At 68.7% G+C, this 24,305-nt stretch carries 17 protein-coding genes and 3 rRNA genes; 6 read left to right on the top strand and 14 right to left on the bottom strand.

Annotation, left to right across the window (positions count from 1 at the left end):
* Position 1 precedes the first annotated feature (1 nt).
* Positions 2 to 691 (bottom strand): two-component system response regulator MtrA, encoded by a 690-nt coding sequence (gene mtrA, locus OG852_RS29235; RefSeq protein ID WP_187281934.1) that lies wholly within the window; start codon positions 689 to 691, stop codon positions 2 to 4.
* Between the two features lie 114 nt (positions 692 to 805).
* A complete protein-coding gene (mtnA, locus tag OG852_RS29230) occupies positions 806 to 1,948 on the bottom strand; it encodes an S-methyl-5-thioribose-1-phosphate isomerase (RefSeq protein WP_330349438.1) in 1,143 nt (380 codons plus the stop codon).
* 140 nt (positions 1,949 to 2,088) lie between these two features.
* On the opposite strand from mtnA, the gene OG852_RS29225 reads away from it, so the two are divergent.
* The 5 genes from OG852_RS29225 to OG852_RS29205 are packed head-to-tail and all read left to right on the top strand — an operon-like array spanning position 2,089 to position 7,705.
* Entirely contained in the window at positions 2,089 to 3,435 is a 1,347-nt protein-coding gene (locus tag OG852_RS29225; protein WP_330349437.1) for a glycerophosphoryl diester phosphodiesterase membrane domain-containing protein, read from the top strand.
* Between the two features lie 4 nt (positions 3,436 to 3,439).
* Entirely contained in the window at positions 3,440 to 4,213 is a 774-nt protein-coding gene (locus tag OG852_RS29220; RefSeq protein ID WP_443064575.1) for a DUF4129 domain-containing protein, read from the top strand.
* Positions 4,210 to 5,406, top strand: a complete 1,197-nt coding sequence (locus tag OG852_RS29215; protein ID WP_133914930.1) for a DUF4350 domain-containing protein — start codon at positions 4,210 to 4,212, stop codon at positions 5,404 to 5,406. The genes OG852_RS29220 and OG852_RS29215 overlap by 4 nt, the downstream gene beginning before the upstream one ends.
* Complete coding sequence (locus OG852_RS29210; RefSeq protein ID WP_330349436.1) at positions 5,406 to 6,395, top strand: AAA family ATPase; 990 nt, start codon at positions 5,406 to 5,408, stop codon at positions 6,393 to 6,395. The genes OG852_RS29215 and OG852_RS29210 overlap by 1 nt, the downstream gene beginning before the upstream one ends.
* Positions 6,395 to 7,705, top strand: a complete 1,311-nt coding sequence (locus tag OG852_RS29205; protein ID WP_330349435.1) for a DUF58 domain-containing protein — start codon at positions 6,395 to 6,397, stop codon at positions 7,703 to 7,705. Before OG852_RS29210 ends, OG852_RS29205 begins: the two co-directional genes overlap by 1 nt.
* A gap of 102 nt (positions 7,706 to 7,807) precedes the next feature.
* On the opposite strand, the gene rrf is transcribed toward OG852_RS29205, so the two are convergent.
* The 4 genes from rrf to OG852_RS29185 all read right to left on the bottom strand — a co-directional run bounded on the left by rrf (position 7,808) and on the right by OG852_RS29185 (position 14,521).
* Positions 7,808 to 7,924 (bottom strand): 5S ribosomal RNA (rrf, locus tag OG852_RS29200).
* A gap of 84 nt (positions 7,925 to 8,008) precedes the next feature.
* Positions 8,009 to 11,128: ribosomal RNA gene (locus OG852_RS29195) — 23S ribosomal RNA — on the bottom strand.
* Positions 11,129 to 11,421: 293 nt separating this feature from the next.
* Positions 11,422 to 12,947 (bottom strand): 16S ribosomal RNA (locus OG852_RS29190).
* The 16S, 23S and 5S rRNA genes sit together here, the layout of an rRNA operon.
* 566 nt (positions 12,948 to 13,513) lie before the next feature.
* On the bottom strand, positions 13,514 to 14,521 hold the full coding sequence (locus tag OG852_RS29185; protein ID WP_330349434.1) for a stage II sporulation protein M: 1,008 nt from the start codon (positions 14,519 to 14,521) through the stop codon (positions 13,514 to 13,516).
* 128 nt (positions 14,522 to 14,649) lie between these two features.
* Between OG852_RS29185 and OG852_RS29180 the strand changes: the two genes are divergently transcribed.
* Complete coding sequence (locus OG852_RS29180; RefSeq protein WP_330349433.1) at positions 14,650 to 15,576, top strand: RDD family protein; 927 nt, start codon at positions 14,650 to 14,652, stop codon at positions 15,574 to 15,576.
* Positions 15,577 to 15,592: 16 nt separating this feature from the next.
* Here OG852_RS29180 and OG852_RS29175 read toward each other — a convergent pair whose 3' ends face one another.
* The 8 genes from OG852_RS29175 to OG852_RS29140 form a co-directional block, all read right to left on the bottom strand.
* Positions 15,593 to 16,207 (bottom strand): hypothetical protein, encoded by a 615-nt coding sequence (locus OG852_RS29175; RefSeq protein ID WP_330349432.1) that lies wholly within the window; start codon positions 16,205 to 16,207, stop codon positions 15,593 to 15,595.
* Positions 16,208 to 16,375: 168 nt separating this feature from the next.
* Positions 16,376 to 17,833, bottom strand: coding sequence for an adenosylhomocysteinase (ahcY, locus tag OG852_RS29170; RefSeq protein ID WP_133917488.1), 1,458 nt, complete (start codon positions 17,831 to 17,833; stop codon positions 16,376 to 16,378).
* A 329-nt stretch (positions 17,834 to 18,162) separates the two neighbouring features.
* Positions 18,163 to 19,143: a cation diffusion facilitator family transporter gene (locus OG852_RS29165; protein WP_133917487.1), complete on the bottom strand. Its 981-nt coding sequence runs from the start codon at positions 19,141 to 19,143 to the stop codon at positions 18,163 to 18,165.
* A gap of 137 nt (positions 19,144 to 19,280) precedes the next feature.
* Entirely contained in the window at positions 19,281 to 20,432 is a 1,152-nt protein-coding gene (gene manA, locus OG852_RS29160; RefSeq protein ID WP_330349431.1) for a mannose-6-phosphate isomerase, class I, read from the bottom strand.
* Between the two features lie 83 nt (positions 20,433 to 20,515).
* A complete protein-coding gene (locus OG852_RS29155) occupies positions 20,516 to 21,649 on the bottom strand; it encodes an SIS domain-containing protein (protein ID WP_133917485.1) in 1,134 nt (377 codons plus the stop codon).
* 193 nt (positions 21,650 to 21,842) lie between these two features.
* Positions 21,843 to 22,013 carry a Trm112 family protein gene (locus OG852_RS29150; protein ID WP_330349430.1) on the bottom strand — a complete coding sequence of 57 codons (171 nt, stop codon included), beginning with the start codon at positions 22,011 to 22,013 and terminating at the stop codon, positions 21,843 to 21,845.
* A 141-nt stretch (positions 22,014 to 22,154) separates the two neighbouring features.
* Positions 22,155 to 23,519: a phosphomannomutase/phosphoglucomutase gene (locus OG852_RS29145; RefSeq protein ID WP_330349429.1), complete on the bottom strand. Its 1,365-nt coding sequence runs from the start codon at positions 23,517 to 23,519 to the stop codon at positions 22,155 to 22,157.
* Positions 23,520 to 23,743: 224 nt separating this feature from the next.
* The gene (locus OG852_RS29140; protein ID WP_059196228.1) at positions 23,744 to 24,166 is read right to left on the bottom strand and encodes a DUF3499 domain-containing protein; all 423 of its coding nucleotides are present in this window, start codon (positions 24,164 to 24,166) and stop codon (positions 23,744 to 23,746) included.
* Between the last annotated feature and the right edge of the window lie 139 nt (positions 24,167 to 24,305).

Here is a 24,305-nt window from a genome sequence, read left to right as displayed (position 1 = left end):
GTCAGCTCGGTCCTGCCTTGTAGCCGACGCCTCGGACGGTCACCACGATCTCCGGTCGCTCCGGGTCCTTCTCGACCTTGGAGCGAAGCCGCTGGACGTGCACGTTGACCAGGCGGGTGTCGGCGGCGTGCCGGTAACCCCACACCTGTTCGAGGAGCACTTCACGGGTGAACACCTGCCACGGCTTGCGCGCCAGCGCGACCAGCAGGTCGAACTCCAGCGGCGTCAGCGCGATGGACTGCCCCTCGCGCTTCACGGAGTGCCCGGCGACATCGATGACGAGGTCACCGATCGCCAACTGCTCCGGCGCCGGCTCCTCGGACCTGCGCAGCCGCGCCCGGATACGGGCCACGAGCTCCTTCGGCTTGAACGGCTTGACGATGTAGTCGTCGGCGCCGGACTCCAGCCCGACGACCACGTCGACGGTGTCGCTCTTCGCCGTGAGCATCACGATCGGCACGCCGGACTCCGCCCGGATCAGGCGGCACACCTCGATGCCGTCCCGTCCGGGCAGCATCAGATCCAGCAGCACCAGATCAGGCTTCGCCTCGCGGAACGCGGCCAGCGCCTTGTCACCGTCGGCTACGAAAGACGGCTCAAAACCTTCACCACGCAGCACGATGCCGAGCATCTCGGCCAGTGCGGTGTCGTCGTCGACGACAAGGACTCGTCCCTTCATAAACGACATCATCCCATTCTCATAACGGTGAAGGTGACGCAGGTGAGAAGCCTCACCGCCCGGTGACGATAGTCGTACGGGACCGTCACTGTCTGCCCTCGGCGGCAGACAGTGATCTCAGGGGCATCAGGCACCCGTCCCCGGACGCGCCCTGGCGCACAGTTCGGCCAGCCCCTCCGCCGTCACCGGCGACACCGCGCCCTCCTCCGTGACGATCGCCGTGACCAGCTCCGGCGGTGTCACGTCGAACGCCGGGTTGTACGCCTGCGTCCCCAGCGGGGCCACCGGAATCCCGCCTCCCGCTCCCGTCACCGGCGCCTGCGGCGCCGTCACCTCCGTCACCTCGTACCCGGGGCGCTGCTCGACCTCGATCGCGGCCCCGTTCGGTGTGTGCGGGTCCACCGTCGTCACCGGCGCGACCACGATGAACGGCACATGGTGGTACCGCGCGAGCACCGCGAGCGGATAGCTCCCCACCTTGTTGGCGACCGAACCGTCGGCCGCGATCCGGTCGGCCCCGATCAGCACCGCGTCCACCTCGCCCGCCGCGAACAGCGAACCCGCCGCGTTGTCCGTGAGCAGGGTGTACGCCATGCCGCTGCGCGCCGCCTCGTAGGCGGTCAGACGGGCACCCTGCAGCAGAGGACGCGTCTCGTCCACCCACAGCCGCCTCAGCCGCCCCACCCGATGGGCCGCCAGCGCCACCGCGAACGCCGTGCCCTCCCCGCCCGACACCAGCGAACCGGTGTTGCAGTGCGTGAGGATCCGGTGCCCGCCGCCGGGCAGCAGCTCGTCGAGGAGCGCCAGCCCGTGGCCGGCCATCCGGGCGCTGGCCTCGGCGTCCTCCTGGTGCAGTCGCCGCGCCGCGGCCAGCGCGGCCTGCGCGCCCTGCGCCGGATCGCCTCCGCCTGCCAGCGCCGCCCGGTACGCGGTCCGGGCCCGGTGCACACCGAGGGACAGGTTCACGGCGGTGGGCCGTGCTCCGGCCAGCGCGGTGGCCGCCTCCTCCACGTCGAAACCGCGGACGGCGGCGAGCGCGACGCCGTAGGCCCCGGCGATGCCGAGCAGCGGCGCACCCCGCACCGCGAGCGAACGGATCGCCTCCACCAGCGCCGACGCGTCCGTACAGACCAGCTCGACCTCCTCGGCCGGCAGCCTCGTCTGGTCCAGAAGCACCAGCACGGGGCCTTCGGGTGGCTCCTCCCAGCGAATCGCCGGTATCCCGGCCGGCCGCTTGCCCTCACCGGATTGCGCGTACTGATCAGCCATGCCGTCAGTCTGCCCATAGTCCGGCGGACAATTGAAGGTGTGCAGCCCCTACCGCGGCCGGTCGCCCGATGACCGCCCCATGGCACGATGGCAGCCAACCTGCCACCGCGCCCGCGGACGGGCATCGTGAAGGAGCGACGATGAAAGACACTCCGGGCTGGGCCTCGCCCGGATCCGCCCCGTCCGACGGGCACGAGCCCGGCACGTCCGAACCCGCCGACCGGCCCGCCGACGCGCAGCCCACGGACCAGCCGAACCCCCAGTCGAAGTGGTCCAAGGAGCAGCCGCCCCCCGGCCAGTGGTCCGCGCCCGCAGGCCCCCAGAACCCGGGCCAGGCCTCGCCGCAGAACCCCGCCCAGCCCCCGCCGCCCCCACCGCCCGGCCCCGGCTGGGGCGGCCGTCCGCCCGCCGGCCCCTACGGCGGCGCCCCCAACGGCCACCCGGGCTACGCCCCTTACCCGAGCTGGGGCAACGGCTGGGGCGGCCCCCCGCCCGCGGCGAAGCCCGGTGTGATCCCGCTGCGCCCGCTCGGCGTCGGTGAGATCCTCGACGGCGCGGTCGCCACCCTGCGCACCTACTGGCGTACCGTGCTCGGCATCTCGCTCACCGTCGCGGTCGTCACCGAGATCATCGTCGTCCTGCTGCAGGGCCTGGTCCTGGACAACACCACCGACACCTCCGCCCTGAGCGACCCGAGCGCCACCCTCGACGAGCAGACCCGCGCCATGGGTGACGTCCTGCTCAACTCCGGTGTCCTGCTGCTGATCTCCCTGGTCGGCACCATCATCGCCACCGCCCTGCTCACGGCCGTCATCAGCCGTGCCGTCCTCGGCAGGCCGGTCACCCTCAAAGACGCCTGGCGTGACGCCCGACCCCGGATCCCCCGCCTCTTCGGCCTGATCTTCCTTCTGCTGCTCATCGCGGGTGCCGTGGGTGTCGTCGGCGCGCTGCCCGGCGCCCTGGTGAGCGCCGCCGGTTCCGGCGAGGCCGGGGCCGCGCTCTCGGTCCTCGGCACCCTCGCCGCGGTCGTCGTCGCCCTGTGGCTGCTGGTCCGCCTCTCCCTCTCCTCGCCCGCGCTGATGCTGGAGAAACAGGGCATCGGCAAGGCGATGCGCCGCTCCGCCAAACTCGTCCGCGGCTCCTGGTGGCGGGTCTTCGGCATCCAACTGCTCGCCCTGATCATCGCCAACATCGTCGCGACGATCGTCCTCGTCCCCTTCGCCCTCGCCGGCGCCGCGTTCAGCGACGGCGGCATCGGCGGCCTCGTCGACGGCACCGGCACCTACGGCTGGACCTACCTGATCATCAGCGGCATCGGCTCGGTGATCGGCTCCATGATCACCTTCCCGATCGCGGCCGGAGTCGTCGTCCTCCTCTACATCGACCAGCGCATCCGCCGCGAGGCCCTCGACCTCGACCTCGCCCGCGCCGCCGCCGGCGTCCAGGGCTACGGCGCCCCCGAAGCCGGCACGACCTCGGGGAGCTGATGCGGTGAGCCTCACGGGGGGAGTCCTCACCGCCCCACCACGTGCGGGCGGCGCCGTACACGCCCTGCTGCGGACCACCGACGGCGCCCTGCTCACCCTGGCCCGCTCGGACGACGAGCCGCCCCTGACCATCCCCCGCGACCCCGCGCGCGAGGCGGCCCGCCGCGAACTGTCCGGACGCCTGTACCACGAGCACGACCCCAGCCTGCTCCAACGCGCCCTGAACACCCTCTGGGACTGGATCAGCAACCTGCTCGACACCGCCGCCGACGCCACCCCCGGGGGAATGCTCGGGGTGCTGGTCGTCCTCGCCGCCGTCATGGCCGTGGTCGGTGCCCTGTGGTGGCGCCTGGGCCTCCCCCGCCGCCAACCCGCCCCCGTCGCACCCCTGTTCGACGACCGCCCCCGCACCGCCGCGGAACACCGCGCCGCCGCCGAGACACACGCCGCCCAGGGCCACTGGAACCAGGCCCTCCAGGACCGCATGCGCGCCGTCGTCCGCTCCCTTGAGGAACGCGCCCTCCTCGACACCCGCCCCGGCCGCACCGCCGACGAGGCCGCCGCAGAAGCCGGCCGCACCCTGCCCGCCCACAGCGACCGACTCCGCGCCGCCGCCCGCGACTTCGACGACGTGACGTACGGCGGCCGCCCGGCGAGCGAGCAGGCGTACCACCGCATCGCCGCACTCGACCTCGACCTGGAACGCACCAAACCCCAGCTCACGGCGAGCAGCACCCCCAGCACGGCTCCCACCAGCCGCCAGGGAGCAGCCGAATGACCACCGAGGCCCTGCCTCCCTCCACCGCGGCCTCGCCCACCGCCCGCCACCTGTGGACCCGCACACGAGGAGTGGCTCTCGCCTTCGCGATCCTCCTCGCGGCCGCCGTCGCACTCGCCGCACTCCGCTCCGACGCCCGGCACGGCGCTCTCGACCCCCGCTCCGCCGACCCCTACGGCAGCCGCGCAGTCGCCGCACTCCTCGCCGACCGAGGTGTCTCCACCCGCGTCGTCACCACCCTCGCCGAGGCCCGCACCGCCACCGGCCCCGACACCACCCTCCTCGTCGCCTCCCCCGACCTTCTGACGGAGCGACAGCAGCAACAACTGCACGCCGCCACCGCCGACTCCGGCGGCCGCACCGTCCTCATCGCCCCCGGCAGCGCCTCCGTCGGCACCCTCGCCCCCGGAGTCACCGCGGCCCCCGCCACCAGCCGCGGCTCCACCCTCACCCCCGACTGCGACCTGCCCGCCGCCCGACGCGCCGGCCCCGCGGAAACCGGCGGCATTCGCTACACCACCCGCCACCTCCACGCCGACGCCTGCTACCCCAGCCAGCGCCCGGCCACCCTCCTGCGCATCCCGGACACCTCCGGAAACGGCGACACCGTCATCCTCGGCGCACCCGACATCCTCTACAACACACGGCTCGACCAACAGGGCAACGCCTCGCTCGCCCTCCAACTCCTCGGCACCCGCCCCCATCTGACCTGGTACCTCCCCTCTCTCTCCGACACCTCCGCCACCGAACCCGACGACGGGAAGACCTTCTTCGACCTGCTGCCCTCCGGCTGGCTCTGGGGCACCCTGCAACTCTTCGTCGCGGCAGCCCTCGCCGCCCTCTGGCGGGCACGCCGACTCGGCCCGCTCGTACCCGAGAAACTCCCCGTGGCGATCCGCGCCTCCGAAACCGTCGAAGGCCGCGCCCGCCTCTACCGCAAAGCCAACGCCCGGGACCGGGCGGCCACCGCTCTTCGCTCCACCACACGCATCCGCCTCGCCCCTCTCGTAGGCGTCCCCGTCGCCCAGGCGCACACGCCCGAAGCACTCCTCCCCGCCCTGTCCGCCCACCTCCACGGCGACGGACAGCCTCTGCACTCCCTCCTGTTCGGCCCGCCGCCCAGCGACGACACCGCCCTCATCGCACTCGCCGACCAACTCGACGCCCTCGAAAGAGAGGTACGCCGTCCATGATGGCTCCGACCACTGACAACGCCGGGAACACCGGGGACCCGGGCCACGCCCGAGCCTCCCTGGAAGCCCTGCGCGCCGAGATCTCCAAGGCCGTGGTCGGCCAGGACCCCGCCGTGACCGGCCTCGTCGTCGCACTCCTCTGCCGCGGACACGTTCTCCTCGAAGGAGTCCCCGGGGTGGCCAAAACGTTGCTCGTCCGCGCCCTCGCCTCCGCACTCGAACTCGAAACCAAACGCGTCCAGTTCACCCCCGACCTCATGCCCAGCGACGTCACCGGCTCCCTCGTCTACGACGCCCGCACCGCCGAGTTCTCCTTCCAGCCCGGCCCGGTCTTCACCCACCTCCTCCTCGCCGACGAGATCAACCGCACCCCGCCGAAAACCCAGTCCTCCCTCCTGGAGGCCATGGAAGAACGGCAAGTCACCGTCGACGGCACCCCCCGCCCACTCCCCGACCCGTTCCTCGTCGCCGCCACCCAGAACCCCGTCGAATACGAGGGCACCTACCCCCTCCCCGAAGCACAACTCGACCGCTTCCTCCTCAAACTGACGATCCCTCTGCCCTCCCGCCAGGAAGAGATCGACGTCCTCACCCGCCACGCCGCAGGCTTCAACCCGCGCGACCTCCACGCCGCCGGCGTACGCCCCGTCGCAGGCCCCGCCGACCTCGAAGCCGCCCGCACGGCCGTCGCCAAGACCACCGTCTCCCCCGAGATCACCGCGTACGTCGTCGACATCTGCCGCGCCACCCGCGAATCCCCCTCCCTCGCCCTGGGCGTCTCCCCGCGCGGCGCCACCGCCCTGCTCGCCACCTCCCGCGCCTGGGCCTGGCTCACCGGCCGCGACTACGTCACCCCCGACGACGTCAAAGCGCTCGCCCTCCCCACCCTCCGCCACCGCGTCCAACTCCGCCCGGAGGCCGAGATGGAAGGCGTGACAGCCGACTCCGTCATCACCGCGCTCCTTGCCCACGTCCCCGTCCCCCGCTGATGGCACTCACCGGACGCGCCGCGCTCCTCGCGGCCCTCGGCTCCCTCCCCGTCGGCATCTGGGACCCGAGCTGGACAGGCCTCCTCGCCGTGAACGCCCCCCTGGCCCTGGCCTGCGCCTGCGACTACGCCCTGGCGGCCCCCGTACGCCCCCTGCACCTCACCCGCTCGGGCGACACCACCACCCGCCTCGGCGAGCCCGCAGACGTCACCCTCACCCTCACCAATCCCTCCAGCCGCCCCCTGCGCGCCCGCCTCCGCGACGCCTGGCCCCCCAGCGGCTGGCAGCCCGGCACGGAAATCGACGCCTCCCGCCACCACCTGACCGTCCCCGCCGGCGAACGCCGCCGCATCACCACCCGCCTACGCCCCACCCGTCGCGGAGACCACCAGGCGGACCGCGTCACCATTCGCTCCTACGGCCCGCTCGGCCTCCTCGCCCGCCAAGGCACCCACAAGGTCCCCTGGACGGTACGGGTCCTCCCCCCGTTCACCAGCCGCAAGCACCTCCCCTCGAAACTCGCCCGCCTCCGCGAACTCGACGGCCGCACCAGCGCCCTCACCCGCGGCGGGGGCACCGAATTCGACAGCCTGCGGGCCTACGTTCCCGGCGACGACACCCGCTCCATCGACTGGCGTGCCACAGCCCGCCACTCCACCGTCGCCGTCCGCACCTGGCGCCCGGAACGTGACCGCCACATCCTGCTGGTCCTCGACACCGGCCGCACCTCCGCAGCCCGCGTCGGCGACGCCACCCGCCTCGACGCCGCCATGGACGCCGCCCTGCTCCTCGCCGCCCTGGCCTCCCGGGCCGGCGACCGTGTCGATCTCCTCGCCCACGACCGCCGGGTTCGCGCGCTCGTCCAGGGCCGCTCGGCCCGCGACGTCCTGCCCTCCCTGGTCAACGCCATGGCCACCCTCGAACCCGAACTCGTCGAGACGGATACCCGCACCCTCACCACCACAGCACTCCGTACGGCACCCCGCCGCTCCCTGATCGTCCTGCTGACCACACTCGACACCGCCCCCGTCGAGGAAGGCCTCCTCCCCGTCCTCCCGCGACTCACCCAACGCCACACCGTCCTCGTCGCCTCGGTCGCCGACCCCCACATCGCCCGCATGGCCACCTCTCGCGGCACCACCGACGCGGTCTACGACGCCGCTTCCGCCGCCCAAGCCCAGTCCGACCGGCATCGCACAGCCGAACAACTCCGCCGGCACGGCGTCACGGTCGTGGACGCCACTCCGAACGAACTCGCCCCAGCCCTCGCGGACGCCTACCTGGCACTGAAAGCGACGGGACGCCTCTAGAAAAACCGGGCTCTTTCACTGAGCTCGCAAACCCAAATCAAAAATGCCCCTAAACGCAGAAAACCCCCGCACCATACGGTGCGGGGGTCTCCCGGAATGATTGTTCGGCGGTGTCCTACTCTCCCACAGGGTCCCCCCTGCAGTACCATCGGCGCTGTAAGGCTTAGCTTCCGGGTTCGGAATGTAACCGGGCGTTTCCCTCACGCTATGACCACCGAAACACTATGAAACTGTCAGCCGCACCGTATGTGGCATACGGGGCCGTTCGTGGTTTCAGAACCAACACAGTGGACGCGAGCAACTGAGGACAAGCCCTCGGCCTATTAGTACCGGTCACCTCCACACATTACTGTGCTTCCAGATCCGGCCTATCAACCCAGTCGTCTACTGGGAGCCTTACCCCATCAAGTGGGTGGGAGTCCTCATCTCGAAGCAGGCTTCCCGCTTAGATGCTTTCAGCGGTTATCCCTCCCGAACGTAGCCAACCAGCCATGCCCTTGGCAGAACAACTGGCACACCAGAGGTTCGTCCGTCCCGGTCCTCTCGTACTAGGGACAGCCCTTCTCAAGACTCCTACGCGCACAGCGGATAGGGACCGAACTGTCTCACGACGTTCTAAACCCAGCTCGCGTACCGCTTTAATGGGCGAACAGCCCAACCCTTGGGACCGACTCCAGCCCCAGGATGCGACGAGCCGACATCGAGGTGCCAAACCATCCCGTCGATATGGACTCTTGGGGAAGATCAGCCTGTTATCCCCGGGGTACCTTTTATCCGTTGAGCGACGGCGCTTCCACAAGCCACCGCCGGATCACTAGTCCCGACTTTCGTCCCTGCTCGACCCGTCGGTCTCACAGTCAAGCTCCCTTGTGCACTTACACTCAACACCTGATTGCCAACCAGGCTGAGGGAACCTTTGGGCGCCTCCGTTACCCTTTAGGAGGCAACCGCCCCAGTTAAACTACCCATCAGACACTGTCCCTGATCCGGATCACGGACCCAGGTTAGACATCCAGCACGACCAGAGTGGTATTTCAACGACGACTCCACCTGAACTGGCGTCCAAGCTTCACAGTCTCCCACCTATCCTACACAAGCCGAACCGAACACCAATATCAAACTGTAGTAAAGGTCCCGGGGTCTTTCCGTCCTGCTGCGCGAAACGAGCATCTTTACTCGTAGTGCAATTTCACCGGGCCTATGGTTGAGACAGTCGAGAAGTCGTTACGCCATTCGTGCAGGTCGGAACTTACCCGACAAGGAATTTCGCTACCTTAGGATGGTTATAGTTACCACCGCCGTTTACTGGCGCTTAAGTTCTCAGCTTCGCCGAGACGAATCTCGACTAACCGGTCCCCTTAACGTTCCAGCACCGGGCAGGCGTCAGTCCGTATACATCGCCTTACGGCTTCGCACGGACCTGTGTTTTTAGTAAACAGTCGCTTCTCGCTGGTCTCTGCGGCCACCCCCAGCTCACCGTGTAAAACGGATCACCAGGTGTGGCCCCCTTCTCCCGAAGTTACGGGGGCATTTTGCCGAGTTCCTTAACCATAGTTCACCCGAACGCCTCGGTATTCTCTACCTGACTACCTGAGTCGGTTTAGGGTACGGGCCGCCATGAAACTCGCTAGAGGCTTTTCTCGACAGCATAGGATCATCCACTTCACCACAATCGGCTCGGCATCAGGTCTCAGCCTCATGTGCGACGGATTTACCTACCGCACGGCCTACACCCTTACCCCGGGACAACCACCGCCCGGGCTGGACTACCTTCCTGCGTCACCCCATCACTCACCTACTACAAGTCTGGTCCGTCGGCTCCACCACTCCCCTTTGCCCGAAGGCTCCGGGGCGGCTTCACGGACTTAGCATCGCCTGGTTCGATGTTTGACGCTTCACAGCGGGTACCGGAATATCAACCGGTTATCCATCGACTACGCCTGTCGGCCTCGCCTTAGGTCCCGACTTACCCTGGGCAGATCAGCTTGACCCAGGAACCCTTAGTCAATCGGCGCACACGTTTCTCACGTGTGAATCGCTACTCATGCCTGCATTCTCACTCGTCAACCGTCCACAACTACCTTCCGGTGCTGCTTCACCCGGCAGACGACGCTCCCCTACCCATCACAGCACCCGTTGGGGCTATAAGCTGCAATGACACGACTTCGGCGGTACGCTTGAGCCCCGCTACATTGTCGGCGCGGAATCACTAGACCAGTGAGCTATTACGCACTCTTTCAAGGGTGGCTGCTTCTAAGCCAACCTCCTGGTTGTCTCTGCGACTCCACATCCTTTCCCACTTAGCGTACGCTTAGGGGCCTTAGTCGATGCTCTGGGCTGTTTCCCTCTCGACCATGGAGCTTATCCCCCACAGTCTCACTGCCGTGCTCTCACTTACCGGCATTCGGAGTTTGGCTAAGGTCAGTAACCCGGTAGGGCCCATCGCCTATCCAGTGCTCTACCTCCGGCAAGAAACACACGACGCTGCACCTAAATGCATTTCGGGGAGAACCAGCTATCACGGAGTTTGATTGGCCTTTCACCCCTAACCACAGGTCATCCCCCAGGTTTTCAACCCTGGTGGGTTCGGTCCTCCACGAAGTCTTACCTCCGCTTCAACCTGCCCATGGCTAGATCACTCCGCTTCGGGTCTTGAGCGTGCTACTGAAACGCCCTATTCGGACTCGCTTTCGCTACGGCTACCCCACCCGGGTTAACCTCGCAACACACCGCAAACTCGCAGGCTCATTCTTCAAAAGGCACGCAGTCACGAGAACAAGGCAAGCCTTGTTCCGACGCTCCCACGGCTTGTAGGCACACGGTTTCAGGTACTATTTCACTCCCCTCCCGGGGTACTTTTCACCATTCCCTCACGGTACTATCCGCTATCGGTCACCAGGGAATATTTAGGCTTAGCGGGTGGTCCCGCCAGATTCACACGGGATTTCTCGGGCCCCGTGCTACTTGGGTGTCTCTCAAACGAGCCGCTGACGTTTCGGCTACGGGGGTCTTACCCTCTACGCCGGACCTTTCGCATGTCCTTCGCCTACATCAACGGTTTCTGACTCGTCCTGTCGCCGGCAGACGACAGAAGAGAGATCCCACAACCCCGTATGCGCAACCCCTGCCGGGTCTCACACGCATACGGTTTGGCCTCATCCGGTTTCGCTCGCCACTACTCCCGGAATCACGGTTGTTTTCTCTTCCTGAGGGTACTGAGATGTTTCACTTCCCCTCGTTCCCTCCACACTGCCTATGTGTTCAGCAGCGGGTGACAGCCCATGACGACTGCCGGGTTTCCCCATTCGGAAACCCCCGGATCAAAGTCTGGTTGACGACTCCCCGGGGACTATCGTGGCCTCCCACGTCCTTCATCGGTTCCTGGTGCCAAGGCATCCACCGTGCGCCCTTAAAAACTTGGCCACAGATGCTCGCGTCCACTGTGCAGTTCTCAAACAACGACCAGCCACCCGTCACACACCAGAACTCTGATGCTTCACCGGGGCCGGCATCCGAGGGTTCATTCCCTCAGACACCCAACAGCGTGCCCGACACTCTCGCCCCTCCAACTCGCGTTCCACGCCGAAGCAGTACTAGCGACCAGAGCAGGTCAAGTGTGCCGAATAATCAACGTTCCACCCATGAGCAACCAGCATCAGACGTTCGCTGATGTACTGGCCTCTGACCGGGCGAACCCGGTAAGAAGTGCTCCTTAGAAAGGAGGTGATCCAGCCGCACCTTCCGGTACGGCTACCTTGTTACGACTTCGTCCCAATCGCCAGTCCCACCTTCGACAGCTCCCTCCCACAAGGGGTTGGGCCACCGGCTTCGGGTGTTACCGACTTTCGTGACGTGACGGGCGGTGTGTACAAGGCCCGGGAACGTATTCACCGCAGCAATGCTGATCTGCGATTACTAGCAACTCCGACTTCATGGGGTCGAGTTGCAGACCCCAATCCGAACTGAGACAGGCTTTTTGAGATTCGCTCCACCTCACGGTTTCGCAGCTCTTTGTACCTGCCATTGTAGCACGTGTGCAGCCCAAGACATAAGGGGCATGATGACTTGACGTCGTCCCCACCTTCCTCCGAGTTGACCCCGGCGGTCTCCTGTGAGTCCCCATCACCCCGAAGGGCATGCTGGCAACACAGGACAAGGGTTGCGCTCGTTGCGGGACTTAACCCAACATCTCACGACACGAGCTGACGACAGCCATGCACCACCTGTACACCGACCACAAGGGGGCGACCATCTCTGGCCGTTTCCGGTGTATGTCAAGCCTTGGTAAGGTTCTTCGCGTTGCGTCGAATTAAGCCACATGCTCCGCTGCTTGTGCGGGCCCCCGTCAATTCCTTTGAGTTTTAGCCTTGCGGCCGTACTCCCCAGGCGGGGAACTTAATGCGTTAGCTGCGGCACCGACGACGTGGAATGTCGCCAACACCTAGTTCCCACCGTTTACGGCGTGGACTACCAGGGTATCTAATCCTGTTCGCTCCCCACGCTTTCGCTCCTCAGCGTCAGTAATGGCCCAGAGATCCGCCTTCGCCACCGGTGTTCCTCCTGATATCTGCGCATTTCACCGCTACACCAGGAATTCCGATCTCCCCTACCACACTCTAGCTAGCCCGTATCGAATGCAGACCCGGGGTTAAGCCCCGGGCTTTCACACCCGACGTGACAAGCCGCCTACGAGCTCTTTACGCCCAATAATTCCGGACAACGCTTGCGCCCTACGTATTACCGCGGCTGCTGGCACGTAGTTAGCCGGCGCTTCTTCTGCAGGTACCGTCACTTTCGCTTCTTCCCTGCTGAAAGAGGTTTACAACCCGAAGGCCGTCATCCCTCACGCGGCGTCGCTGCATCAGGCTTTCGCCCATTGTGCAATATTCCCCACTGCTGCCTCCCGTAGGAGTCTGGGCCGTGTCTCAGTCCCAGTGTGGCCGGTCGCCCTCTCAGGCCGGCTACCCGTCGTCGCCTTGGTGAGCCGTTACCTCACCAACAAGCTGATAGGCCGCGGGCTCATCCTTCACCGCCGGAGCTTTCGACCCTCACAGATGCCTGCGAGAGTGATATCCGGTATTAGACCCCGTTTCCAGGGCTTGTCCCAGAGTGAAGGGCAGATTGCCCACGTGTTACTCACCCGTTCGCCACTAATCCACCCCGAAGGGCTTCATCGTTCGACTTGCATGTGTTAAGCACGCCGCCAGCGTTCGTCCTGAGCCAGGATCAAACTCTCCGTGAATGTTTTCCCGTAATCGGGATGAACACCACGAGAGCGGAACCAGGAGGAGGAATAGTCCTCCCGGCTCACAGCGTCCTCGCTGTGTTTTTTCAAAGGAACCTCATCCTCGGCTATCACTGCCGGGGACGGGGTATCAACTAATCTGGCGTTGATTTTTGGCACGCTGTTGAGTTCTCAAGGAACGAAAGCTTCCTTTTGTACTCACCCGAGTCTCTCGGGCTTTCCTCCGGGCTTTCCTTCGGTCTTGCGTTTCCGACTCTATCAGATCTTTTCTCGATCTGATTTCCTCGATGCTTTCCAGGTTCCCGCTTTTGTTTCGCGGTTTCCTTTCCGGCGGTTCCGACTTTATCAGAAGTTCCGGGCCGGTCTGACCGGCTGTCGTTTTCCGATTCATCGGGGGGCTTCTGCGGAATCCGAGTTCCGAGTCGCCGATAGATTCTCACCGCTGCCGACCGGATCGCATCCAGTTCCAGGCAACTGTTCGAATCTACCTCCTCGCGCACTCCGTGTCAACGGCTTTTGCGGGGCGAAGAGGAGACTAGCAGCTCAGCGGGGCGGTTCGCACATCAGGCGGCTGTCGGCACCGTCGCGCTGCGCTCGGCCGCCTCGACGTCGCCCGTTGCCCCGGTGCGTGCCGCTCTCCCGCCCAGGACATGGACGTACGAGAGGAAGGCCAGTTCAGCGGCGATGCCGATGGCGATGCGGGACCAGGTGGGCAGGCCCGAAGGGGTGACGAAGCCTTCGATGGCGCCCGAGACGAAGAGGACCAGGGCGAGGCCGATCGCCATGGCGATCGCGGCTCTTCCTTCCTCGGCGAGGGCGGTGCGCCGGGAGCGCGGGCCGGGGTCGATGACGGTCCAGCCGAGGCGGAGGCCCGTGCCGGCGGCGACGAAGACCGCGGTCAGCTCGAGGAGGCCGTGCGGGAGCACCAGGCCGAGGAAGGTGTCGAGGCGGCCCACCGAGGACATCAGGCCGGCGCCGACGCCGAGGTTGAGCATGTTCTGGAAGAGGATCCAGAGCACCGGAAGGCCCAGGAAGACGCCCAGGACCAGGCACATCGCTGCGGCCTGGGCGTTGTTCGTCCACACCTGGGCGGCGAAGGAGGCGGCCGGGTGGCTGGAGTAGTACGTCTCGTACCGGCCGCCGGGGCGGGTGAGCTCGCGCAGGTCGTCGGGGGGCGCTATGGAGGCCTGTACGTCCGGGTGGGTGCCGATCCACCAGCCCAGGAGCGCGGCCACGGCGGTGGAGAGGAGCGCGGTGGGGATCCACCAGTGGCGCGCGCGGTAGACGGCGGCGGGGAAGCTCTCGGTGAGGAAGCGGGTGACATCGCGCCAGGAGGCGCGGCGGGTTCCGACGACGGCGCTGCGCGCGCGTGCCACGAGGTGGGTCAGCCGGCCGGTGAGGTGGGGGTCGGGGGCCATGGACTGGATCAGGGAGAGGTGGGTGGCGGTGCGCTGGTAGAGGGTGACGAGTTCGTCCGTTTCGGCGCCGGTGAGGCGGCGGCGACGGCGTAGGAGGGCGTCGAGGCGGTCCCATTCGGCTCGGTGGGCGGCGACGAAGACGTCCAGGTCCATCGGTGTGCCTGCTCCTCGGCTGTGCGTCGGCTGCCGGTGGTGAGTGTCAGCTTGTCGTACTGCGGCGCGATGTGCGCTCAGCTTGGCAGACTGGCTGTTCCAGGGGCAGGTCGGGAAGGGGCGGCGGCGTGAGTGAGCTGGTGACGGGTGAGGCGGTGGCGTTGGAGCTGCAGCCCGCCAGGCTGCCCAGCAGGGCGCTGGCCATGGTGCTGGACCTGGTCGTGTTGCTGGTCGTTTATGTGGTCGTGAGTGTCGTCCTGGTGCTGGCGACGGCTTCCTGGGACGAGGCGGCGCGGAGGGCGGTGTCGATCGCGGCGTTCTTGTTGGTGCTGGTGGGTGCGCCGATCGCTGTGGAGACGCTCAGTCATGGGCGGTCGCTGGGGAAGGCGGCGGCCGGGTTGCGGGTGGTGCGGGACGACGGTGGGCCGATCCGGTTCCGGCACGCGTTGGTGCGGGGTGCGCTCGGGGTGGTGGAGATCCTGCTGACGTTCGGGGTGGTGGCGTGTGTCGCGTCGCTGGTGTCGGCGCGGGGGCGGCGGCTCGGTGATGTGTTCGCGGGGACTCTGGTCGTGCGGGAACGGGTGCCGGTGGCGCGGGGCGGTTCTGTGCCGCTGCCTCCGCCGTGGCTGGCGGGGCGGTTCCAGGAGCTTGATCTTTCGGGGGTGCCGGACGGGTTGTGGTTGGCGATTCGCCAGTATCTGGGGCGGATGAACCAGTTGGATCCGCAGGTGGGCTGGGTGATGGCGGGGCGGCTGGCGGGTGAGCTCGCCGGGCGGACGGGGGTGCCGGTGCCGCCGGGGGTGCCGCCGGCTCCTTATCTGGCGGCGGTGTTGCAGGAGCGGCAGGTTCGGGAGGCGCGGCGGACGTTCGGGGGTGGCCCGGTGGTGAATGTGGGTGGGGGCTTCGGCCCGCCGTCACCGTACGGGCCTGCGTCGGTACCGGGCAGCGCCTCGGGTGCCGACAGGCCGGTGGACGGGCCCTCGGGTGGCGTGGAGGGTGTGGACGGTGGTCGGGGCGAGGCGCGGGGCGGTACGGGGTTCGTGCCGCCTGCGTAGGGCCGTCGGGGCGTGGTCAGGTGAGCGTCGACGGGGGTGATTCGAGGTCTTCGAGTTCGATGCCGGGGGCGGCGAGGACCACGTCCCCGGCGATGTGCACGGTGTGCTGTTCGCCGGTGTCCAGGGCTGTGACCTGGTATTCGTCCACGGTCAGGGAGGCGTTGTCAGTGGCGTGTGTTTCTGTGTTCACGAGGGCCCAGGACTGGTCGACGGTGCGGGGTGCGAGGACCGGGTCGGTGAAGGCGACGAGGCGGACGCGGGTGGCCGCGGAGGAGGGGGTGAGGCGCAGGAGGCGGGTGGTGGCGATGAGGAACGCGGGTGAGGTGCCGGTGAAGGCGTGGGCGGGGGCGTTGCCTTCGGTGGCGTGGGTGCCGGTGGGGTCGGTGCGGACCCAGGTGACGCCGTCCAGGGCGGCGCCGCGGACCTGCCAGCTGCTCGCGTGGAGTTCGAGGCGGAGGGGGCGGCCGAGGTCGTCGAGGGTGAGGTCGACGGAGCCGGTGTGTTCGCCTGTGGGGGTGGTGAGCTGGGAGACGTAGCGCCAGCCGGAGGGGCCGGGGGCGCAGTGGAAGTGCTCGTGTGCGAGGGGGGTGTGATCGTGCGGGTCGTGGAGGGCGTAGCGGCCGCGGGGCATGGGGGTCCTGGGGTGTGACGGGCTTGGTCGGGGCGCCGCGGCGGTCCGGCCGAGGGGCCGAAGGGGCAGGCCCCCGACACGGGGGTGCGGGGGCCTGTCTCTGAGGTGCTTGCTGCTGCTTGCCGGTGCCGGCTGCGGGCCGGGGGCTCGCAGCCGGATCGGTCCGGGTCAGTAGCGGTAGTGGTCCGACTTGTACGGGCCGTCGACCTGGACGCCGATGTAGGCGGCCTGCTCGGGGCGGAGGGTCGTCAGCTTGACTCCGAGGGAGTCGAGGTGGAGGCGGGCGACCTTCTCGTCGAGGTGCTTGGGCAGCGTGTAGACGCCGACCGGGTACTCGTCGGGCTTGGTGAACAGCTCGATCTGGGCCAGGGTCTGGTCCGCGAAGGAGTTGGACATCACGAACGAGGGGTGGCCGGTGGCGTTGCCCAGGTTCAGCAGGCGGCCCTCGGACAGGACGATGATCACCTTGCCGTCGGGGAAGGTCCAGGTGTGGACCTGCGGCTTGACCTCGTCCTTGACGATGCCGGGGGTCTTGGCGAGGCCGGCCATGTCGATCTCGTTGTCGAAGTGGCCGATGTTGCCGACGATGGCCTGGTGCTTCATCTTGGCCATGTCGGAGGCCATGATGATGTCCTTGTTGCCGGTGGTGGTGATGAAGATGTCGGCCTTGTCGACGACCTCGTCGAGGGTCGTGACCTGGTAGCCGTCCATCGCGGCCTGGAGGGCGCAGATGGGGTCGATCTCGGTGACGATGACGCGGGCGCCCTGGCCGCGCAGGGACTCGGCGCAGCCCTTGCCGACGTCGCCGTAGCCGCAGACGACGGCGGTCTTGCCGCCGATGAGGACGTCGGTGGCGCGGTTGATGCCGTCGATGAGGGAGTGGCGGCAGCCGTACTTGTTGTCGAACTTCGACTTGGTGACGGCGTCGTTGACGTTGATCGCCGGGAAGAGGAGGGCGCCGTCGCGCTGCATCTCGTACAGGCGGTGGACGCCGGTGGTGGTCTCCTCGGTGACGCCGCGGATCTCCGAGGCGAGCTGGGTCCACTTCTGGGAGCCGTCGGTGATGGTGCGGTTGAGGAGTTCGAGGATGACGCGGTGTTCGTCGTTCTCGGCGGTGTCGACGGAGGGGACCTTGCCGTCCTTCTCGTACTCGACGCCCTTGTGGACGAGGAGGGTGGCGTCACCGCCGTCGTCGAGGATCATGTTGGGACCGCCGGTGGGGCTGTCGGGCCAGGTGAGGGCCTGCTCGGTGCACCACCAGTACTCTTCCAGGGTTTCGCCCTTCCAGGCGAAGACGGGGACGCCCTGGGGGTTGTCCACGGTGCCGTTCGGGCCGACGGCGATGGCGGCGGCGGCGTGGTCCTGGGTGGAGAAGATGTTGCAGGAGGCCCAGCGGACCTGGGCGCCGAGGGCGACCAGGGTCTCGATGAGGACGGCGGTCTGCACGGTCATGTGCAGGGAGCCGGTGACGCGGGCGCCGGCGAGGGGCTGGGCCTCGGCGTACTCCTTGCGGATCGCCATGAGGCCGGGCATCTCGTGCTCGGCGAGGGTGATCTCCTTGCGGCCGAAGGCGGCCAGGGAGAGGTCGGCGACCTTGAAGTCCTGTCGGTTGTCGACAGTCGTCATGGTGAGCTGCTCCTCGGGGGTTGGGTCGAGGTGTGGGTAGGGCTGGTCTGCGCGGCGGCGGACACAGGGGTGCCCTCGAGGGGACACAGGCATGCCCGCGTGCGCGCAGCGCAGTCCGTCGGAGGCCCTCTCTCCCTCGGTCGGTCCGCTTCGGGACCGCCCGACCGCCATCAGCAGCGACGTCTGGCTCCCGTCCAAGCTACACCGGAGGTGGCGGGAGGCCCCAGTCCGTATGCGAACGGATCGCGCCGTTCGGGGGGCGGTGCGGGGGGAGGCGGCAGGGCCCGCCGGTGGTGCGGCGGGCCCTGTCGGGGAGGTGTGGGGGCTGGTCAGTGGTCGGCGGGGTGCCGGTCGGGGCCGCCGGGGGTGGCCTCGGGGTCGGGGCCCTTGGCGGCTTCGGCCTCGCTGTAGATGTCGGGTTCGAGGTAGATGACGCGGGCGATGGGGACGGCTTGGCGGATGCGGGCCTCGGCGGCGTCGATGGCGGTGGCGATCTCGGCGGCGGTGTCGTCGTGCCGGACGGCGATCTTGGCGGCGACGAGGAGTTCCTCGGGGCCGAGGTGGAGGGTGCGCATGTGGATGATGCGGGTGACGGTGCGGCCGTCGACGAGGGCGGTCTCGATCTTCTGGACGTCTTCGACGCCGGCGGCTTCGCCGAGGAGGAGGGATTTGGTCTCGGCGGCGAGGACGAGGGCGATGAGGACGAGGAGGACACCGATGCAGACGGTGCCGATGCCGTCCCAGATGCCGTCGTCGGTGAGGAGGGCGAGTCCGACGCCGCCGAGGGCGAGGACGAGGCCGATGAGGGCGCCGAAGTCCTCGAGGAGGACGACGGGGAGTTCGGGGGCCTTGGCGCGGCGGACGAACTGGGACCAGGAGAGGGAGCCGCGGAGTTCGTTGGACTCCTTGATGGCGGTGCGGAAGGAGAAGCCCTCGGCGATGATCGCGAAGACGAGGACGCCGACGGGCCAGTACCAGTGCTCGATCTCGTGGGGGTGCTGGATCTTCTCGTAGCCCTCGTAGATGGCGAACATGCCGCCGACGGAGAAGAGGACGATGGAGACGAGGAAGGCGTAGATGTAGCGCTCGCGGCCGTAGCCGAAGGGGTGTTGGGGGGTGGCTTCGCGCTGGGCCTTCTTGCCGCCGACGAGGAGGAGGGCCTGGTTGCCGGAGTCGGCGAGGGAGTGGACGCCTTCGGCGAGCATCGAGGAGGAGCCGCTGAAGGCGAACGCCACGAATTTCGATGCCGCGATGGCGAGGTTGGCGCCGAGTGCCGCCACGATCGCCCTGGTGCCGCCTGACGCGCTCATGTGTTCGCGTTGTCCCTTCGCCTGCGTACGGGTGTCGTACGTCCGGTTCGCCGTCCGGGGTCTTTGCCCCGCCTTTGCCGGTGGGCCATTGTTGCAGCCCTTTCCGGCGGCGGTTCGTCAGGTGTCCACAGACCCGGTCAGACAATCACAGTGGCGCGGAAGAGGGTTCCGGCTCCGGAGACCTCGGCCTTCTCGCCGGCGGGGACGAAGACCGACTGGCCGGGGGCGAGTCGGTGGTCTCCGGCTCGTACCGTTCCGGCCGTGCAGAGGAGGATCTGCGGGGTCTCGCGGGTGAGGTCGTGGGTGCCGGAGCCCTCGGGGAGGACGTACCGGGACAGGCGGAACTCGTCGATGGGGGTCTCGTAGACCTCTTCGCCGTCGGGGGACGCCTCGGGGCGCAGGACGCCGGGGTCGCCGGGTTCGAAGCGGACGATGCGCAGGAGTTCGGGGACGTCGACGTGCTTGGGGGTGAGGCCGCAGCGCAGGACGTTGTCGGAGTTCGCCATGATCTCGACGCCGAGGCCGCTCAGGTAGGCGTGCGGGATGCCGGCGCCGAGGAAGAGGGCTTCGCCGGGCTGGAGCCGGACGTGGTTGAGGAGCATGGCGGCGATGACGCCGGGGTCGCCGGGGTAGTGGTGGGCGATGCCGGCGTAGGGGGTGTAGTCGCCGCCGAGGCGGTCGCAGGCGGCTGCGGCGGCCGCGACCGTGTGGGCCATGTCGTCGGGGTCGGCGGTGAGGACGGCGGTGAGGACCTCGCGCAGGGCGGCTTCCTCGGGGTGGGCGTGCAGGAGGTCGACGTACGGCTTGAGGGAGTCGACGCCGAGGCCGTCGAGGAGGGCGGCTGCCCGCAGGGGGTGGCGGAAGCCGCACAGGCCGTCGAACTCGGTGAGGGCGCAGATCAGTTCGGGCTTGTGGTTGGCGTCCTTGTAGTTGCGGTGGGGGGCGTCCACCGGGATGCCGCGACGCTCCTCGTCCGCGTAGCCCTCCTTGGCCTGGGCGAGGTTCGGGTGGACCTGGAGGGAGAGGGGGGCGCCGGCGGCGAGGAGCTTGAGGAGGAAGGGCAGCCGGGGGCCGAACCTGGTCACCGCGCGGTCGCCGAGTTCGCGTGCGGGGTCGGTGTCGATCACCTCGACGAGGGTGCCGCGTTCCGTGCGGGAGGGGGCGCCGGGGTGGGCGCCCATCCACATCTCCGCCTGGGGTTCGCCGGTCGGCTCGGTGCCGAGCAGGTGGGGGATCGCGGTCGGGGAGCCCCAGGCGTAGGGGCGGATGGTGTTGTCGAGGCGGTCCATCGGGTTCTCTGCCTGTCTGTCCGGCACTGCTTGTCTGGTCGTGCTGGGTGGGGCCCGCGCCGCACGCGCGCGTGGGCTTCAGATCAAGCCTGTGAGGCGAGCGCCAGGTAAACGGCGGCGAAATCCGTGGTGGCGATCAGTTCGGCGAGGGTGACGAGTTCGTCACCGTCGTCGGGTTCGAGTTCGCTGATCGGCGTGTCGTGGCTGAGGGCCAGGTCGCGGGCGGCGGGGGCGGCGGTGAGGCCGCCGATGGGGCGGTCGCGCAGGAGCAGCACGCGCGCGTGGAGGGCGGGGGTTTCCTCGACGCGGTCGCGGAAGAAGTCGTCGGGGTCGGCGCTGGCGGCGAGGGGGCCGGCGAGGAGGGCGCTGTGTTCGGCGAGGGCCTCGGGGAGTTCGGCGACGAGGGCGGGGCGGCCGGCGAGTTCGGCGAGGGCGGCGGCGAAGCGGCGGCCCGCGGGGCCCGCGGAGGTGCCTTCGGTCCAGATCACCGGGAGGGCGTCGGCGAGTTCGGCGGCCAGGGTCTTCGCCGGGTTGCTGTAGGTGGCGATGGCGGGGCCGCAGCGTTCGGCGACCTGGTCGAGGCGGTCGGCGATCTTCTCGAGCGCGTCGGCCGGGGCGGAGAGCAGGGCGATGCGGTCGAGGAGTGCGAGGAGAGGGGTGAACAGGGCCCACAGGACGCCGGGGGCGGAGGCGGCGACGGGGGGCTGTTCGTCGTGTTCGTACGGGGCGGTCGCGAGCGGTACGAACAGGCTGTGCGTGGCGCTGGTCGCCTCGGTGAGGGGGGTGCGGGCGGGGGCCACGGCGGCGACGGTGCAGCCTCGGCGGTAGGCCTGCTCGGCGAGGAGCGAGAGGCCGGGTTCGGTGCCGTCGGGGGTGGCGATGAGGAGGAGGTCGACGGGGCCGGCCCAGCCGGGGAGTTCCCAGCGCAGGGCGCCCGCGGCGGGGGCGACGCCGGTGGGGGCGAGGCGGATGACGGGGCAGGCGGCGCCGGCGAGGGTGCCGAGGAGGTCGGCGACGCAGGTGGCGGCGGCGCCGGGGCCCGCGATGAGGATGGCGCGGGGGCGGCCGTCCGGTTTGAGCTGGTTCACTCCGGCTTCGGCGGCGTGGCGGGCGGCGGTGCGGACGCGGGCGCCGGCTTCGGCCGCGCCGCGCAGGAGGCCTCGGCGGTCGGCCTCGGCGAGGGCCTCCGGCGTGTCGAGCAGTGAGTCGTCGAGCATGGCGGGGGTCTCCGATCGCCGGGGGGTCGTCGGGGGTTGTGCCGTGGTGGGGACGCGGGTGCGGTTGGCGGCGGGGTGCCGGTTCCCGGCGGGTTCCGGTGGCCGTGTTACGGCGGTGCCGGTCGGCCCGGGCCGGTTCGTCGGGGTGGGCTGCGGTCGCGCGGGGTGGGGGCGCGGCGCGGCGGGCCGTGCGTTACGCGGGGCGGCGGGCCTCGTCGACGAGGAGGACGGGGATGCCGTCGCGGACGGGGTACGCCAGGCCGCAGTCCTGGCCCGTGCAGATCAGCTCCTCGTCCTGCTCCTTGAGAGGGCCGTGGCAGGCGGGGCAGGCGAGGATCTCCAGGAGGCCGGCTTCGAGCGGCATGAGGTGTCCCTTCGGGTGGGTGCGGGGATGGCTGGATGTGCCTGGTCAGCGTACCGCTGGTGGGGGTGGGGCGGTGGGTCGGTGGCGGCCCCGGCACAGGGGCTCGCACGCCGCTCGGCCCGCGAGCCCCGCAGATGGAGGTCAGGCGCGGATGATCGCCAGGGCTTCGTCCCTGATCTTGGTCATGGTGGGTTCGTCGCGGGCCTCGGCGTTGAGGCGGAGGAGGGGTTCGGTGTTGGAGGCGCGGACGTTGAACCACCAGTCGGGCGTGGAGACGGTGAGGCCGTCGAGTTCGTCGAGGGTGACGTCGGGGAGGTCGGCGTAGGCCGCTCTGATCGCGGCGATGCGGTCTGCCTGGTCGGCGACCGTGGAGTTGATCTCGCCGGAGCCGGTGTAGCGGTCGTACACGGCGACGAGGGACGACAGGGACGCCTTCTGGCCGCCGAGGGCCGCCAGGACGTGGAGGGCGGCCAGCATGCCGGTGTCGGCGTTCCAGAAGTCCTTGAAGTAGTAGTGGGCGGAGTGCTCGCCGCCGAAGATCGCGCCGGAGCGGGCCATCTCCGCCTTGATGAAGGAGTGGCCGACGCGGGTGCGGACGGGGCTGCCGCCGTTCTCCTCGACGACCTCGGGGACGGTCCGGGAGGTGATCAGGTTGTGGATGATCGTGCCCCGGCCGCCGTTGCGGGCGAGTTCGCGGGCGGCGACGAGGGCCGTGATCACGGACGGGGAGACGGGATCGCCGTGTTCGTCGACGACGAAGCAGCGGTCGGCGTCGCCGTCGAAGGCGAGGCCGAGGTCGGCGGACTCCTCCCGGACGCGCTGCTGCAGGTCCACGAGGTTCGCCGGGTCGAGGGGGTTGGCCTCGTGGTTCGGGAAGGTGCCGTCGAGTTCGAAGTACAGGGGGACGACGGTCAGGGGCAGGCCGTCGAACACGGTGGGGACGGTGTGGCCGCCCATGCCGTTGCCCGCGTCGACCACGACCTTCAGGGGGCGGACGGAGGTCAGGTCGACGAGTGAGCGCAGGTGTGCCGCGTAGTCCTTCAACGTGTCGGTCCGTGTGACGGTTCCCGGCACGGGAGCGGGCTCGGGCGCGCCGGTGTCCGTCCAGCGCTCGACGAGTGCGCGGATCTCGGCGAGGCCGGTGTCCTGGCCGACGGGGGCGGCACCGGCACGGCACAGCTTGATGCCGTTGTACCGGGCGGGGTTGTGGGAGGCGGTGAACATGGCGCCGGGCAGGTGCAGGGCGCCGGAGGCGTAGTAGAGCTGGTCCGTGGAGCACAGGCCGATCTCGGTGACGTGGACGCCGAGTGCCGCCGCCCCGCGCGCGAAGGCACCGCTGAGGCCGGGTGAGGAGGGGCGCATGTCGTGGCCGACGACGATCGCCTCGGCGCCGGTGATCCGGGCGAAGGCCGCTCCGAAGAGTTCCGCGAGGGACTCGTCCCACTGGTCCGGGACCACCCCGCGGACGTCGTACGCCTTCACGATCTGCGACAGATCAGCAGCCACGGGCCACCCTTCCTGGAAGTCCTGTTCAGTCGCCACAAACTACCCGGAACGGTTCAGCGGCTGCCGCGAGCCCGCGCGGGGGGCCCGCAGAAGTAACCTTGCGCACCAACACGGGACAGGGAAAGCGATTTCGCGCTTCTCGGCCGTCTCGCAGGGTCGTGTCCGTGGCAGCCGGTCCCCGACGGGGCGTCAGAAGCGGGCGGTGGGACAGGGGCCGAATCGGCTCAGTTGTCCGGCGAGCGCAGGACGCGCAGGTGGCCGCGGCGGGCCACCTCCATCGGGTCCGCGCCGCGTCCGCCGCCACCGGCCTGTGCCGCGCGCTCCTGGGGGCGGGCCGCCTCGCGTACGGCGTTGGCAAGCGCTTCCAGATCATCACCACTGGGCCGCGCGGGAGCCGAGCCGTCCAGCAGACGTACGACCTCCCAGCCACGGGGGGCGGTGAGGCGCTCGGAGTGTTCGGCGCACAGGTCGTAGCAGTGAGGTTCGGCGTAGGTGGCGAGCGGGCCGAGGACCGCGGTCGAGTCGGCGTAGACGTACGTCAGCGTCGCGACGGCGGGTCGGCCGCAGGCGGTGCGCGAACAGCGACGTACAGGGCTCACGACGTTGGACGGTACCGCACTCTTGAGCGGGCCGCGACGACTCTCCACCAGGTCACTCCACCGTGTCGTGTTGTGAAACGCCCCACGGGCCTCTCCAGTCATACCCCGCTGACCTGCGCGAACACCAGTCATTGGCGAGAAGAAGCCGAAGCCTTGCGGTCACCGGGCGGTACAAACAGGATCAATT

Source organism: Streptomyces sp. NBC_00582 (assembly GCF_036345155.1).
Lineage (GTDB): Bacteria > Actinomycetota > Actinomycetes > Streptomycetales > Streptomycetaceae > Streptomyces.
The sequence above is the reverse complement of the archived record's forward strand: the minus strand, read 5'-3'. Positions and strand labels throughout refer to the sequence as shown.

Excerpts from the sequence above, each read along its gene's own strand:
- OG852_RS29165 (WP_133917487.1), bottom strand. The coding sequence starts at position 19,143 with ATGAGCGCGTCAGGCGGCACCAGGGCGATCGTGGCGGCACTCGGCGCC.
- manA (WP_330349431.1), bottom strand. The coding sequence starts at position 20,432 with ATGGACCGCCTCGACAACACCATCCGCCCCTACGCCTGGGGCTCCCCG.
- OG852_RS29150 (WP_330349430.1), bottom strand. The coding sequence starts at position 22,013 with ATGCCGCTCGAAGCCGGCCTCCTGGAGATCCTCGCCTGCCCCGCCTGC.
- OG852_RS29215 (WP_133914930.1), top strand. The coding sequence starts at position 4,210 with ATGACCACCGAGGCCCTGCCTCCCTCCACCGCGGCCTCGCCCACCGCC.
- OG852_RS29225 (WP_330349437.1), top strand. The coding sequence starts at position 2,089 with ATGAAAGACACTCCGGGCTGGGCCTCGCCCGGATCCGCCCCGTCCGAC.
- OG852_RS29155 (WP_133917485.1), bottom strand. The coding sequence starts at position 21,649 with ATGCTCGACGACTCACTGCTCGACACGCCGGAGGCCCTCGCCGAGGCC.
- ahcY (WP_133917488.1), bottom strand. The coding sequence starts at position 17,833 with ATGACGACTGTCGACAACCGACAGGACTTCAAGGTCGCCGACCTCTCC.
- OG852_RS29185 (WP_330349434.1), bottom strand. The coding sequence starts at position 14,521 with ATGGACCTGGACGTCTTCGTCGCCGCCCACCGAGCCGAATGGGACCGC.
- OG852_RS29210 (WP_330349436.1), top strand. The coding sequence starts at position 5,406 with ATGGCTCCGACCACTGACAACGCCGGGAACACCGGGGACCCGGGCCAC.
- mtrA (WP_187281934.1), bottom strand. The coding sequence starts at position 691 with ATGATGTCGTTTATGAAGGGACGAGTCCTTGTCGTCGACGACGACACC.
- OG852_RS29205 (WP_330349435.1), top strand. The coding sequence starts at position 6,395 with ATGGCACTCACCGGACGCGCCGCGCTCCTCGCGGCCCTCGGCTCCCTC.
- OG852_RS29175 (WP_330349432.1), bottom strand. The coding sequence starts at position 16,207 with ATGCCCCGCGGCCGCTACGCCCTCCACGACCCGCACGATCACACCCCC.
- mtnA (WP_330349438.1), bottom strand. The coding sequence starts at position 1,948 with ATGGCTGATCAGTACGCGCAATCCGGTGAGGGCAAGCGGCCGGCCGGG.